The organism is Saccharothrix sp. NRRL B-16314 (assembly GCF_000716595.1).
Taxonomy (GTDB): Bacteria; Actinomycetota; Actinomycetes; order Mycobacteriales; family Pseudonocardiaceae; genus Actinosynnema.
Window position 1 is genome coordinate 123,497 of sequence record NZ_JNXC01000007.1, and the last position, 13,501, is coordinate 136,997.

General features: G+C 71.7%; 13 protein-coding genes. 6 read left to right on the top strand and 7 right to left on the bottom strand.

Translation table 11 applies throughout. The features are described from left to right. Positions 1-68 precede the first annotated feature (68 nt). On the bottom strand, positions 69-380 hold the full coding sequence (locus OQ02_RS14055; RefSeq protein WP_081915616.1) for a DUF6191 domain-containing protein: 312 nt from the start codon (positions 378-380) through the stop codon (positions 69-71). A gap of 89 nt (positions 381-469) precedes the next feature. Further along, a complete protein-coding gene (locus OQ02_RS14060; RefSeq protein WP_033438838.1) occupies positions 470-1,045 on the bottom strand; it encodes a snapalysin family zinc-dependent metalloprotease in 576 nt (191 codons plus the stop codon). 272 nt (positions 1,046-1,317) lie between these two features. On the opposite strand from OQ02_RS14060, the gene OQ02_RS14065 reads away from it, so the two are divergent. After that, entirely contained in the window at positions 1,318-4,473 is a 3,156-nt protein-coding gene (locus OQ02_RS14065; RefSeq protein ID WP_156077041.1) for a hypothetical protein, read from the top strand. Positions 4,474-4,512: 39 nt separating this feature from the next. Here OQ02_RS14065 and OQ02_RS14070 read toward each other — a convergent pair whose 3' ends face one another. The 4 genes from OQ02_RS14070 to OQ02_RS14085 form a co-directional block, all read right to left on the bottom strand. Continuing rightward, positions 4,513-5,379: a class I SAM-dependent methyltransferase gene (locus OQ02_RS14070; protein WP_033438840.1), complete on the bottom strand. Its 867-nt coding sequence runs from the start codon at positions 5,377-5,379 to the stop codon at positions 4,513-4,515. A 60-nt stretch (positions 5,380-5,439) separates the two neighbouring features. Continuing rightward, positions 5,440-6,930: a hypothetical protein gene (locus OQ02_RS14075; protein WP_051772284.1), complete on the bottom strand. Its 1,491-nt coding sequence runs from the start codon at positions 6,928-6,930 to the stop codon at positions 5,440-5,442. 184 nt (positions 6,931-7,114) lie between these two features. Further along, positions 7,115-8,020, bottom strand: coding sequence for an NADP-dependent oxidoreductase (locus tag OQ02_RS14080; RefSeq protein ID WP_033438841.1), 906 nt, complete (start codon positions 8,018-8,020; stop codon positions 7,115-7,117). Continuing rightward, complete coding sequence (locus OQ02_RS14085; protein WP_231500022.1) at positions 8,017-8,487, bottom strand: MarR family winged helix-turn-helix transcriptional regulator; 471 nt, start codon at positions 8,485-8,487, stop codon at positions 8,017-8,019. The genes OQ02_RS14080 and OQ02_RS14085 overlap by 4 nt, the downstream gene beginning before the upstream one ends. A gap of 96 nt (positions 8,488-8,583) precedes the next feature. Between OQ02_RS14085 and OQ02_RS14090 the strand changes: the two genes are divergently transcribed. After that, complete coding sequence (locus OQ02_RS14090) at positions 8,584-9,207, top strand: TetR/AcrR family transcriptional regulator (RefSeq protein ID WP_033438843.1); 624 nt, start codon at positions 8,584-8,586, stop codon at positions 9,205-9,207. A gap of 94 nt (positions 9,208-9,301) precedes the next feature. Further along, positions 9,302-9,928: an FMN-dependent NADH-azoreductase gene (locus OQ02_RS14095; RefSeq protein ID WP_033438844.1), complete on the top strand. Its 627-nt coding sequence runs from the start codon at positions 9,302-9,304 to the stop codon at positions 9,926-9,928. A gap of 1 nt (position 9,929) precedes the next feature. Here the strand turns inward: OQ02_RS14095 and OQ02_RS14100 are convergent, their stop codons facing one another. Continuing rightward, positions 9,930-10,430 (bottom strand): hypothetical protein, encoded by a 501-nt coding sequence (locus OQ02_RS14100; protein WP_033438845.1) that lies wholly within the window; start codon positions 10,428-10,430, stop codon positions 9,930-9,932. Positions 10,431-10,502: 72 nt separating this feature from the next. Between OQ02_RS14100 and OQ02_RS14105 the strand changes: the two genes are divergently transcribed. The 3 genes from OQ02_RS14105 to OQ02_RS14115 are packed head-to-tail and all read left to right on the top strand — an operon-like array spanning position 10,503 to position 13,329. Continuing rightward, positions 10,503-11,504: an iron chelate uptake ABC transporter family permease subunit gene (locus OQ02_RS14105; RefSeq protein ID WP_033439009.1), complete on the top strand. Its 1,002-nt coding sequence runs from the start codon at positions 10,503-10,505 to the stop codon at positions 11,502-11,504. Beyond that, the gene (locus OQ02_RS14110) at positions 11,501-12,529 is read left to right on the top strand and encodes a FecCD family ABC transporter permease (RefSeq protein ID WP_033438846.1); all 1,029 of its coding nucleotides are present in this window, start codon (positions 11,501-11,503) and stop codon (positions 12,527-12,529) included. The genes OQ02_RS14105 and OQ02_RS14110 overlap by 4 nt, the downstream gene beginning before the upstream one ends. Next, positions 12,526-13,329, top strand: coding sequence for an ABC transporter ATP-binding protein (locus OQ02_RS14115; protein ID WP_231500023.1), 804 nt, complete (start codon positions 12,526-12,528; stop codon positions 13,327-13,329). Before OQ02_RS14110 ends, OQ02_RS14115 begins: the two co-directional genes overlap by 4 nt. The last annotated feature ends 172 nt before the right edge of the window (positions 13,330-13,501 follow it).

A 13,501-nucleotide genomic window follows, 5' to 3' on the forward strand; every position in this document is an offset into this window, starting at 1 on the left:
TCCGCGACGAGGAGTTGCCCCGGGTGCAGAGCCGGCCTCGTGGACCGGAGTCGAACCTCTGACGTTCCTCAGTCTGCGCTGACGTCGCGCTGGTCGGGGGATCGCGGGAGGCGCACCACGCCGTCGTCCAGGTCGACGCGGAGTGGTGGGGCGCCCTGCGACTCCTCCTCACGCATCACGGCGACGGAATCCCGGTAGTCGAGCTCCATCCGCTTGCTGCCGTAGAACATCGCCGTGATCTCGTTGACGGTCGTCGTGGCCAGCGGCGTGCCCTTGCGCTTGCGCCGCTTCTGGCGCAGCAACTCGTACACCGCCACCCCGACCACCGTGAGAGTCCCGCCGGGGATGCTCCAGGCCAACACCGTCTCCACCGCGTCCACGCAACCCCAACGGCGGGTCGTCCGACGGAGTTCCAGGTGTCGGGGTTCGTGGGGTGGGACGCGAGCCCACCCCACGAACCCCGGCCGCGTCAGTACACGAAGCACTCAGTGCTGCTGCTACCCGTGTACCCGGCCGCACGCACGTCCCCAGCGGCCAGCGTGCCGGCGAACCGGCGGTCGACCTCGGCCCGCTCCGCCGCGTTCGGCAGGTCGTTGCGGCACGAGACGGGTGCGCTGGAGCCGGACATCAGGTCGGCGCACAGCCCGGTCCGCCGGTCCGGCAGGCCGAGGATGTGGCCGATCTCGTGGGTGGTGATCCGGGGCCGGTAGTAGCCCTGCTGCACGGCCTGGCGTCCCATGTAGACGGTGCCGTTGCCGAGCGACGAGACGTACGCCCGGGGCCAGCCGTTGTCCGCGTAGATCCGGATGTTGGTCGGCGTGCCCGAGGCCCGGCGGGCCAGCTTCACGTTGACCACGGAGTTGTTCCAGTTCACCGCGGCGCGATCCCAGTCCGCCGCGAACTCCTGGGCCTGGCTGACGTCGTAGTACAGCGTGCGCACCAGAGCGTGCGCGTCCGCCGACGCGCTGGGTGCGGCCACCGCGACGAGCGGGAACAGCAGGCCCAGCACTGCGGTGACGACCCACGCGGCCTTTCGTACGAACATCGTTGGTCTCCTTGGGGGCAGGGAAGTGCGGGAGCCGGTGACAGGGAGGCTCCCGTACCCAACGAACCAGCAGTAGCCGGATGTCACCAGACCCATACGTAGGGTGTTCCGGTGGGCGGCTGTGTTCGCCGTTGCCCCGAACAGTCGCTGCGGTGGACGTTCCGCCCCCGGTAACCTCTTCGCACATTCACCGCCCCGCCCCTGCCCCGAAACGTCCGGGGGGACGCTGAGACCTCGGCAGGGACGTCAGCGGCTATCAGGGGGGACGGATCATGTCCGTTGACGATGTCGCGCGCCCACGTGCGGCCCGCGACCGTGTGCTGAGAACCGCCTTGGCGGCCGTGCTGGCCGTCGCCACCGCGTTGGGGGGCGCGCCGGCCTGGGCGCAGGAGACGACCGCCGAGTCACCTGCCGAAACGACCACGGCCGCCGGCACCACCGCCACCACCACGCCCACGACGGCGCCCACGACGACCACGGCCACTGCGCCCGAGACGCCGACCGAGACGCCGACCGAGAGCCCGACCGAGAGCCCGGTGCCGCCCGAGAACCCGCCCACGCCCGACCGGCCCGACCCGACGTCACCGCGCGCCCCCGACCCCGCACCCGTGTCCGCCCCCGACCCCGCCGCCGACGCAGCCGAAGCCGACCTGAGGATCACTGCCGCGTTCGACCGCGCCGAGTACCCGCCGGAGTCCGACCTCCCCATCACGGTCACCGTCGACAACGTCGGTGACGAGGTTGCCACCGAGGTGCAGTTCGTCGTCTTCGACGGCAACGTGTGGCTGAGGGAAGGCTGGAACGAGATCTCCGGCCGCTACACGCTGGCCCCCGGCGAGCGGATGGTCGTCGACCTCGTCGCACGGCCGCTCGACCACCAGACCGACCACGCGGAGTTCAACATCCGCGTCTTCCGGGCAGAAGGCACGATCGCCGACCCGACGCCGGTCGACAACACGGCCACCACGCGGGCGGGCATCGCGCAGAAGAGGGGCGCGGTCTCCGCGGTCGTCTACGCCGACGCGAACGGCAACGGCCGTGCCGACGCCGGTGAAGGCACGGCGGGCCTGCACTTCTCCGCGTACGGCGGCGCGCCGGCCACGTCGCTGAGCGCGGTGACCGACGGGGAGGGCCGCGTCGCGTTCACCGACGTGCCGACCGGCCGGTATCGGCTGCACCTCCCGGACGACGACGTCGTGGTCAAGCCGGGGTTCGGCGAGTTCACGGTCGAGGACGGCACCACCGCCGACCTGGCGATCCCGACCGCGACCCCGGTGTCCGACGTGCTCACCGCCCGACTCGAACTGGACCGGGACACCTATGTGCGTGCCGACCAGGTCAACGTGCGGATCACGCTGACCAACTCCGGTGCGGTGCCGCTGGTGGGCGTGGTGGCGGTCTGCAACCACGCGGGCGAGCCCTACGTGCTGGACGGCACCGGCCCGGGTTGGGCGCCCCTCGCGGTCGGCGGCCCCGGCACCACCGTCGGCGCGGGCGAGACGAAGGTCGTGGTCGTGCCGGACGTCGTGCCCCAACGCGCCTACGAGCGCGGTGTCCTGTACGCCGAGTGCAACTTCGGCAACCACGGCCACCACGAGGACGGCTACGTCGGGTCGTCCGACATGGCGAAGGTCGTGGGCGCACGCGGTGACGCCACGGGCCTGCTGCGCTACTACTCCGGTCAGGGACCGGAGACGCCGCTCGGCGGGGTCAGGCTGCTCGCGCTCGACCAGCGGGGCATCCCGGTCGCACGGGCGGTTTCCGGTGACGACGGCGAGTGGCGTTTCGTGGACCTGCCGGTGGGTGACTACGACGTGCTGGTGCTGGGTCCGTACCGCAACCGCTACGACGGCGACTTCCGCATTCGGGTCGACGCCGCCGGGCCGACGCGTTCGATCTTCTCGGTGGTCGACGGCCCGGTCGTGGTCGAGCCGCGGCTCGCGCCGAACGTGAAGGTGACCGCGTCGTTCGACAAGCCCTCCTACGACATCACCGAACCGGCGACGGTCACCGTCGAGGTCGTCAACACCGGCACCGCCGTGGGGTTCGCCCGGTACATGCCCGAGTCGGTCGCGGACGGCATGCACTACGACCACAACCAGTGGGGCGACCTGCGCCCGTGGGGCGGGGCCTACCTCGAACCCGGTGAGGGGCGCACCGTCACGCTCGTCGGCGACGTGAGCTGGGTGCGCGAAGGAGTGGTGCGGCTGAAGGGTCGGGTCGAGGTCGCCGAGGACACCGATCCCGCCGACAACGTGCTCGACCTCAGCGCGACGGTGACCCACCAGACCGGCGACGCGGTGGCCGTCGTCTACGGCGACCGCGACCTGGACGGCGCCTACGACGACGGCGAAGCGTTGCCGAACGTCGACATCACCTTCGAGGGCGGTCTCCCTCGGAGGTGGGTGGCCGGTGAGACCGGCGCCGACGGCACTTACCGGCTGGACGACGTACCCGCGGGCACTTACCTGGTGAGGACCCGGGACGAGCACACCGGGTGGGTGAGCCAGGACCAGTCCGAACTGGTCGTCACGGGCGGGCAGGAGATCGTCGCGCACTTCCGCATGGAGCGCCCGCTGTCGGACCGGCTGCACGCGACCCTGTCGTTCGACCGGGAGACCTACGGCGTCGACGACCCGGTGGACATCACGATCACGCTGGCGAACTCGGGTGGCACCCCGCTCCTGGCCAAGGCCTTCTGCGGCAGCGCCGAACTCCCCATGCCCGACAACGGCGCCGAGTGGGGACCGTTCGCATATGACGGGCCCGGCACCGAGCTGGCGGCCGGGGAGACGCGCACCTTCACCATCCGGGACGCGATGCCCGACCGGGCGGACGACTTCGGCCTGTTCGGCGCCTGGTGCGACTTCGGCCCGGAGAACGCCGTCGGCCTGCCGCAGGGCACCGACCTGGCGCGCGTGCCGGGTGCGGTGTGGACGGTGTCCGGCCGGGCGTTGATCGGCACCGGCCCCGAACCCGCGGGCATCCCCGGCGTCAAGCTGGTGCTGCTCGACTTCATCACCGGTCAACCCGTGGCGCGCACGGTGACCGGCCCCGACGGCGGCTTCACCTTCACCGATCTCGCGGTCGGGTACTACACGCCGGTCCTGGTCGGGCCGTGGGAGTTCAACCGGAACTGGGGTCCGTACGCGTACTTCAAGGTGATCCGGGGACAAGCGAACCCGGTGAACCTGCACTTCGACCCGGGCCCCGAGGTCGCCGACCCGGACGTGCCGCCGAGCACCACCGGTCTGCCCACACCCGGCGGCGACACACCCGGCGGCGACACGCCTGGCAGCGGCGCGCCCGGTGGCGGGGGCGGTCTGGCCGACACCGGCGCGAGCGTGCTCGGCCTGGGTCTGTTGGGCCTGCTCGCCGTGGTGTTCGGCGCCGCAGCCCTGGTGTGGGGGCGCCGCCGGTCCACGTGACCGCCGGCATGGTGCCGGGTGGTCATCCTCCGATCCGCCTCACCGGGGCGTCGCTGCTGCGGGCGATCCGGAAGCGGTGAGCAGGAACGCGGGCGACCACCAGTAGTCGTGCAGCGGGGTGACGTGGACATCGGTGAACCCGGCTCGGGCGACCTGGGCAGCCCACCGCGACGCGGGCTGCTCCCAGGTCGCCCGGGTCGCCCCCGGCACGAGCTGCCCGGTCAGGACGGGCATCAGGAAACCCTGCGCCACCAACGCCCGGTCTGCGTCGTACTCGGTGAGCCCGCGCTCGTAGGCCTCCGCCAGGAACCGCCGGTGCTCCGGACTCCCGTGCACCAGGTCGGGTACGTCGAACTCCACCACCGCCAGCACACCGACGTGCCCGACCAGGTCGGCCAACACACCGTCACGCACCTCGTGCGGCAACGTGTGCAGGGCGAACGTCGACTGGGCCACGTCGAACACCGCGTCCGCGGGCAGTCCCGCCGCGAACGGCTCGACCCGGCCGTGACGCGCGTCCACCTCGAACCCGTCCAGCGAGCGCACCGCCGCGTCGAGCAACGCCGCCGAAGGCTCGACCAGCGTGACCGCCACGTCGGTGGACGCCAGAGCGCGCAACGCCCGACCGTCACCGCACCCGATGTCGAGCACCCGCGACGGCCGGACCCGCGCGTAGACGTCCGCCAACGCCGAGGTGACCTCCCGGTAGAGGCCCACGTTGCCGCCGCCGTCGATGAACGCCTCGAACGCCGCCGGCTGGTCGTACACCGACCCGTCCGCGCAGGCGTCCAAGTACGCGGCCAACGCGGTCAGCAGCGGGGTCCTCCCGCCGCTGACCGCTTCCCTGGCCCGGTCGATGTCCCCGTCCGCCAACGCCTTCAGGGCTTCGTCGATGTAGTCGCTCACCCCACGAGCTAACCAAAACGGTTTCGCTGCGGTGATCCGGCCTTGCCGCGACAGCGCCGGCTAACGACCGGGGCTCCGCATCAGGATCAGGTCACCGTGACCGCCATAGCCCAGGACGGGTTCGGCGTACTGCGTGCCGTCGAAGCTGATCATCCACCACTCGCGCCCCACCTGGAGCAGCATCGGGTGCGGGATGTTGGTGCCGTAAGGCGCGTCCAGCGTGCCCAGCTTGCGCATCGCCATGTCGTACACCGGGTACTGGCGGGCATCGCCGTCGCTGGCGAAGAGGTACCAGTTCCGGCCAACCCGCTGGATGATCGTCCCCTCGGTCTGGTCCACCGAGTTGTCCGCGCCGACCAGCCGCAACGAGTCGCCGTAGTCCGCGCCGACCGGTCCGACGGCGAGCGCCGGGTGGAAGACGAACGCGGGCTGCTGCGCCTCGCTCTCCACGAACGCCACGTGCCAGCGGCCGTCGACGCGGGTCAGGGCCGGGTCCCACGAGCTGACGGCCGTCGGCAGCCCCAACCTCGTGGTGGGCAGGACGTGCACGCCTTGCAGCACGTTCGCGGTGGTCGTCGTGTGGCGGACGTGGACGCCCCGGAACGCGAAGTCGCCCCAGGAACTCATCGCCAGGATGAACCGGCCGGTGCGGTCGTCGTACACGATCTGCCCGGCGTGGTCGCCCAGCACGACGCCGTCTCGCTCGAAGAACAGCACCGCGACCTGCTCCAACCGGCTCGGATCGGCGAGGTCGATCGTCCACACCGCCCAGTGCGCCTGCTGGAAGAAGCCCAACCCGGCGTTGGTCATCGTCAGGTACAGCTTGCCGTCCCGGATGAACGGCCGTCCGTCCGCGTGCTGCACGACGTGCGGATCGCGCACACCGGCCTGCCCGAAGTAGCCGGCCCGCACCCGGCCGAGCCGCACGTCGCCACGCCCGCCGTAGGAGTAGTCGAGCCGGCCCAGCACTGCGGGAACCCGCAGGTCGACCAGTGCCCGCACGCCGTCGCGCTCGGTCAGCACCGGCTGCCACCCGGCGCCCGTGCCCGTCGTGTCGACGAGGACCGTGACCGCGTTCTCGTTCACCACCACGGCGAACCGGAACGCGCCGGCCACCCGCACGTCCGCGGACTTCACCACGGTCGTCGCGCCGCCGACGGTCACCTCGATCGTGGCACGCCCGGTGGTCGCGTCCAGCGTGCCGAGCACGGACGTGCCGCCGCCCGCCAGACCGGCCACCACGACACCGGCTGCCCGTTGGACCTCCACCAGCACCGACCCGAACGGCGCACGCGGCCGGACGCCCGTGGCGACGAGCGTGTCGCCCGAGGCGGGGAGCGGGGTGACGGCGCTGTCGTACTGCACGAACCGCGGCGCGATCAGGTCGAACGGGCGGTACTTGTGCGATACCGCGAAGTGCAGGTCGAACGGGGTCATGGACGGCTCGGCCATCGCGGGCACGGCACCGAACAGCGCCGAGACCGCGCCGACGGCGCCCACCGCCCCGGCGGTGCGCAGCAACCCGCGTCGACTCATGTCCCGTGCCACCATCGGTCCTCCTCGGACTCCTGCCGGTAACTTGTCAACCATGTGTTACAGGCAGCGGTGACGAAGTGTCCAGGGGCCCGTTCGGTGCACCCGAAGGCAGCGGCCGACGCGCCTCCGACGTGGTGGGCGGAGCCCGACCGACGGCGTACGCGCCGAAACCCGGCCGGTCTACCGCACCGCAGCTACTTCACACCGTCAGCACGATCTTCCCGCGCACGTGGCCGGCGTCGCTGATCCGGTGCGCCTCGGCGGCGTCGGCCAGCGGGAAGGTCGCCGCCACGGTGGTGCGGAGCCTGCCTTCCACGGCCAGTCCGGCCAGTTCGGCCAAGCGCTCGGCGGACCGCTGCTGCGGACCCCCGGTGAACACCACGCCCAGTTCGCCGGCGGCGTTGTCGGCGATGGTGACGATGCGGTCCGTGCCGCCGCGCAACTCGATCGAGTCCGGCAGCGCGCCCTTCCCCGCCACGTCGAACACCGCGTCGATCCCCTCCGGCGCCAGCGCCCGCACTCGTTCGACCAGGCCTTCGCCGTAGGTGGTCGGCGTGGCACCGAGGGCGGCGACGTGCTCCTGGTTGTCCCGGCCGGCGGTGCCGATGACCCGCAGACCGGCCGCCAGCGCCACCTGCACGGCCACCGAGCCCACGCCGCCCGCCGCGCCGTGGACCAGCAGCGTCTCGCCGGGTCGGACGTTCAGCAGGCGCAGCACGCGGTCGGTCGTCTCACCGGCCACGGGCAGCGTCACGGCGTGCTCCCACGACAGCCCTTCGGGCTTGTGGGCGACCGAACTCGCCAGCGCGTACTCGGCGTAGGAACCCGAGTCGGCGAAACCGAACACGGCGTCGCCGACCGCGACACCGGTGACGTCCGGGCCGACCGCGTCGACCACACCGGCGACCTCGGAACCCAGGACCGCGGGCAGCGGCGTGGAGAAGACGGCCTCCATGGAGCCCGAGCGGACCTTCCCGTCGAACGGGTTCACGCCCGCCGTCCGCACGTGGACGCGCACCTGGCCGGGGCCGGGTTCGGGACGTTCCACTTCGGACAGATGCAGCTCTTCGGGTCCACCGAAGTGTTCCAGCACAACGGCTTTCATCGTGGTGTCTCCTCGTTCGAGTAGGTGTGCCGGTGGGCGATCGCGTCTTCGACCACGCCGGCGAGTCGGATGAAGGTGTCGGCTTCCCCGGGTGCGAGGTTGCGCACGGAGGCGCGTTCGAGGGTGGACCACAGCGCGGTCAGCGGTTCCCGCATCGCACGGCCCTTGTCGGTGAGCCAGACGTGCAGCACCCGCCGGTCGCGCTCGCTCGGTTCGCGGGTCAGCAGACCGGCTTCCTGCATGCGGCGCAGTGACTTCGAGACCGTCGAGTGGTCGAGGCCGACGTGGTCCAGCAGCTCCGACTGCGTCTGCCCGTCCCGGTCGAACAGCCGCATCAGCAGCAGTTCCTGGCCGGGGTGCAGGCCCAGGTCGCGCAGGAGTGCGGCGGCGAACCCGCGATGCGCCCGTGCCAGCGCGAAGATCGCGTAGCTCAGCCTGCCCGCGTCGGCCGTGCTCGGCTGTTCCACGATTGCCTCCTGTTCATGTGGCTGACCACATGAACGTACCCGGTTAATTGGCCGGCCACATGGTGGGCGGACGCAGTCGGACTACAGTCCGTCTTCATGAGTGGCGAGCGCGGCACGTCCCGGGACGTCGAGTTGGCGGATCTCCGTGAGGCGGCGCCGAAGGAACGCGCCGACGCGGCGCGGAACCGGGCCAAGATCCTCGACGTCGCGGCGCGGTTGTTCGCGCGGCACGGCGTCGCGGACGTGTCGATGGACCAGATCGCCGGTGAGGCCGGTGTCGGCAAGGGGACGTTGTTCCGCCGGTTCGGCGACAAGGCCGGCCTGGCGTCGGCGCTCCTGGGTGCGCGTGAGGAAGACCTCCAGGGTGCGATCCTCGGTGGTCCGCCGCCGCTGGGGCCTGGTGTGCCGGCGGGGGAGCGGCTGATCGCCTTCGTGACCGCGTACGCGCACTTCCTGGAAGCCAACCTCGACCTCGTGCGGCTGTCGGAGACGGCGAGCCCCGGCGCGCGCTACCGGACGGGCGCCTACCGGTTCTGGCGCCTGCACGTGCGCATCCTGCTGGCCGAAGCGCGGCCGGACCTCGACGCCGACCTCTTCGCCCACGCGCTCCTCGCCCCGCTGGCGGCCGACCTCCGGCACGCGACGCGCGACGAGTTCGCCGCCGAGCGCTTCGCCGAGAACGTCGCCCGCCTGGCCGGCTTGGTGCTGACCGGCTCCTGACGGGTCCCGGTGGCATAAACGGACCGCAGTCCGCTACAGTGCGGTAGTAACCGGACCGGAGTCCGGATGTCATGCCTACCTGGAGGACCGCACCGTGACGACCCTTCTGCACATCTCCGCGTCACCCCGGGGCGAGGCCTCGGAGTCGCTGGCGATCGCCCGCACGTTCCTCGACGCCTACCGGGCGGCCAACCCGGACCACCGGGTCGACACGTTCGACCTGTGGGACGGCACCCTGCCCGCGTTCGGCCCCGACGCGGCAGCCGCCAAGATGGCCGTGTTCGCGGGCCGGGAGCCGTCGGGCGCCGCCGCGCAGGCCTGGGACGACGCCTCGCGCACGTTCGACCGCTTCGCCGCCGCCGACGCGTACCTGTTCAGCGTGCCGATGTGGAACACCGGCGTGCCGTACATCCTCAAGCAGTTCATCGACGTGGTGAGCCAGCCGGGCATGGTGTTCCGCTTCGACCCGGAGCACGGCTACTCGGGACTGCTGTCGGGCAAGAAGGCAGCGGTCGTGTACACCAGCGCCGTGTACGGGAACGGTCGTGACGCGGCGTTCGGCGTGGACTTCCAGCGGCCGTTCTTCAGCGGCTGGCTGCGCTGGGCCGGGATCACCGACGTCACCGAGATCGACTTCCGCCCCAACCTCGTCACCGCCGACGCCGAGCTGCTGCGCAAGCAGGCCCACGAGGACGCGGTCACGGCGGCCAAGGCGTTCTGAGTCAGCGACTCGAGGCGGTCGAGCAGGCTCGTAGTGCGGTGAAGGCTCCCCAGACGTCTTCCGGGCCGAACAGTCGTGCCGGCGACAGCACGTAGTGCTCCGCCAGGTACGACAGATCACCCCAAGGCTCGATGAGGTGGGCTCGGCTCAGGGTCTCCGGGCAGAGCGCGCAGGCGATCCACGGGACGATCACGAGGTCCGTCGAGGTCGGCGGCACGAGCGGCACGTCGTCGTCGATCAACCGCACCGCACCACCGGCACGTGAACGGCAGCGGCGGAGAGCCGGGGTGAGCGACTCGCGGACGCCCCAGGCCTCGGCGGTGACGGCCACCTGCGCTCGCTGGTCGCCGTCGATCGGGATGCCGCCCTCCGCCAAGGCCTTGGTCAAGAGGTCGAGGCCGGCTTCCTGTTCGCCGATGTCCCAGCACTCGACCACGTCCCGGGCCTGCCCCGGCGGCAACAGGGCGGCCAGTTCCCGAACGGCCTCCAGCTCAGCGTCCACCCGGCGAGGCTAACCGGACGATCGACTCGGCCGAAGCGTCGGTTAGCCTTACCTAAACTTCGGGAGGTGCGGGTGTCGCGCGAAGCGGTGCGAGGGGTCGGCCTGCTGGTGTCGATCGGGGTGCTGGCCCTCGTCATCCTGCTCAGCCTCTGGATCGGCACCAAGAGCATCCCGTTCGGTGACACGTTCGCCCTCCTCCTCGCCGACGACGGCACCGGCGACGCCGCGATCGTCCGCGACGTCCGCGTTCCCCGGGCGGTCCTCGGCGTGCTGGTCGGCGTGGCCCTCGGCCTGTCCGGCGCGGTGATGCAGGCGTTGACGCGCAACCCGCTCGCCGACCCCGGCCTGCTCGGCGTCAACATGGGCGCGGCGGCGGCGATCGTGTCCGCCATCGCGTTCTTCGGCATCACCAGCCCGCTCGGCTACATCTGGTTCGCGTTGGCGGGCGCGGCGGGCACGGCGACCATCGTCTACGTGCTCGGCGCGGCCGGTCGTGGCACGGCGACGCCGGACCGACTGGTGCTCAGCGGCGCGGCGCTGACCGCGGTGCTGTTCGCCTACGTCTCGGCGATCCTGCTGCTGTTCACCCACACCTTCGACTCGTTCCGGTTCTGGAACGTGGGCTCGCTCGCCGGCCGCGACTTCGGCCTCGTCGGCCGGATCTCGCTGTTCGTCGTGCCCGGCATCCTGATCGCCTTCCTCCTCGCCCGGAGCCTGAACGTGCTGGCCCTCGGCGACCACACCGGCAAAGCGCTCGGCGCGAACGTCAACCGCATCCGCGCGTTCGGCGTCCTCGCCGTCACGCTCATGGCCGGTGCCGCCACCGCCGCCGCCGGGCCGATCTCGTTCGTCGGCCTGACCGTCCCGCACGTGGCCCGGATGATCGGCGGCAGCGACCAGCGCTGGGTGCTCGCGTTCGCCGCGGTCCTCTCGCCGATCCTGCTGCTCGGCTCCGACATCGTCGGCCGGGTGATCATCGCGCCGCAGGAGATGGAGGTCGGCATCATCACCGCGTTCATCGGCGCGCCCGTGTTCATCGCGCTGTGCCGCCGCCGGAAGCTGGCCACGCTGTGAGGACCGTCCGGACCCCCGCCTTCTCGCTCCGGATCAGCGAACGCGCCCTGCTCGTGAGCACGGCCCTCGCCGCCCTGACCGTGGTCGCCGCCGTCGCCACCATGGTCAGCGGCGACTTCCCGCTGACCGTCGGCGAAGTGCTGGCCACGTTCCTCGGCCAAGGCGACGGCTACGCCGAGTTCGTCGTCTTCACGTTGCGCCTGCCACGCCTGCTCACCGGCCTGCTGGTCGGCGCGGCGCTCGCGCTCAGCGGCGCGATCCTGCAAAGCCTGTCCCGCAACCCGTTGGCCAGCCCCGACATCATCGGCTTCACCCAGGGCGCGGCCGCCGGTGCGATCGCGGTGATCGTGCTGGTGCAGGGCAGCATGGCGGCCACCGCCCTCGGCGCCACCGTCGCCGGTCTGCTCACGTCCGCCGCCGTGTACCTGCTCGCGCTGAAGCAAGGCGTGCAGGGCTTCCGGCTGGTGCTCATCGGCATCGGGGTGAGCGCGATGATGCTCGCGGTCAACTCCTACCTGCTCACCCGGGCCACGCTGGAGAGCGCGCTGGCCGCGCAGGCCTGGCTGGTCGGCGGCCTGAACAACCGGGGCTGGGACCACGCGCAGGTGGTCGCGGTGGTGCTCGCCGTGCTGCTGCCGTGCGCGCTGGTCCTCGGGCGGCGCCTGGCGTTGCTGGAGATGGGCGACAGCGCCGCGATGGGTCTGGGCGTGAACGCCGAGCGCACCCGCTTGGCGCTGCTCGCGGTGAGCGTCGGACTGGCCGCCGTGGCCACCGCCGCCGCCGGACCGATCGCGTTCGTGGCGCTGGCCTCGCCGCAGCTCGCCCGCCGGCTCACCGGCGCCTCGGGTCCGGGTCTCGCGGCGTCCGCGCTGATGGGCGGTCTGCTCCTGGTCGTCAGCGACCTCGCGGTGCAGCGGCTGTTCCCGACGTCCCCGCTGCCGGTCGGTATCGCGACCGGAGCGATCGGCGGGCTCTACCTGGTGTGGCTGCTGGCCCATGAATGGCGGAAGGGGAGCACGACGTGACAAGGCTCCGAGGCTCGGATCTGACGCTGTCCTACGACGAGCGCGTGGTCGTGTCGGGGCTGGACGTCGAGATCCCGGACGGCTCGTTCACCGTCATCGTCGGCCCCAACGCCTGCGGCAAGTCCACCGTGCTGAAGGCGTTGGCGCGCATGCTCAAACCGCGCAACGGCGCCGTGTACCTGGACGGGGAGGCGATCTCGTCGTACCGGTCCAAGGAGGTCGCCCGGCGGCTCGGCCTGCTGCCGCAGTCGTCCATCGCGCCGGGCGGCATCACCGTCGGCGAACTCGTCGCGCGCGGCCGGTACCCGCACCAGCGGCTGCTGAGGCAGTGGTCGGTGGAGGACGAGGCGCAGACGGCGGAGGCGATGCGGCTGACCGGCGTGCACGACCTGGCCGACCGGCTGGTGGACGAGCTGTCCGGCGGGCAGCGGCAACGGGTGTGGCTGGCCATGGTGCTCGCGCAGCAGACGTCGATCCTGCTGCTGGACGAGCCGACCACGTTCCTCGACATCGCGCACCAGGTCGAGGTGCTGGACCTGTGCGCGAACCTGCACGAGGACGGCAACCACACGCTCGTCGCCGTGCTGCACGACCTCAACCAGGCTTGCCGCTACGCAACGCACCTGATCGCCATGAAGCCCGGTGAAGGTGTGGTGGCGCAGGGCAGGCCGAGCGACATCGTGACCGCCGAGCTGGTGGAGGACGTCTTCGGCCTGCCGTGCCGGGTGATCACCGACCCGGAGACCGAGACCCCGCTGATCGTGCCGCTGCGCCGGCAGCGCGTCACGCTCGCCACCTGACGCGGCGCCGGCCGGAGGCACCGCTGGACAGGCCGCTGAGCAGGTATGTCACCAACGGGGCCATATTGCCCGGTGCCCGGTCGCGTGAGCTGATCTCGCCGGCGCGCGAGTCGGTGTCCATCATCGGGGTTCACGCCGGCGAACCCGCCCACGCGACCGCGCCCTTCGACGT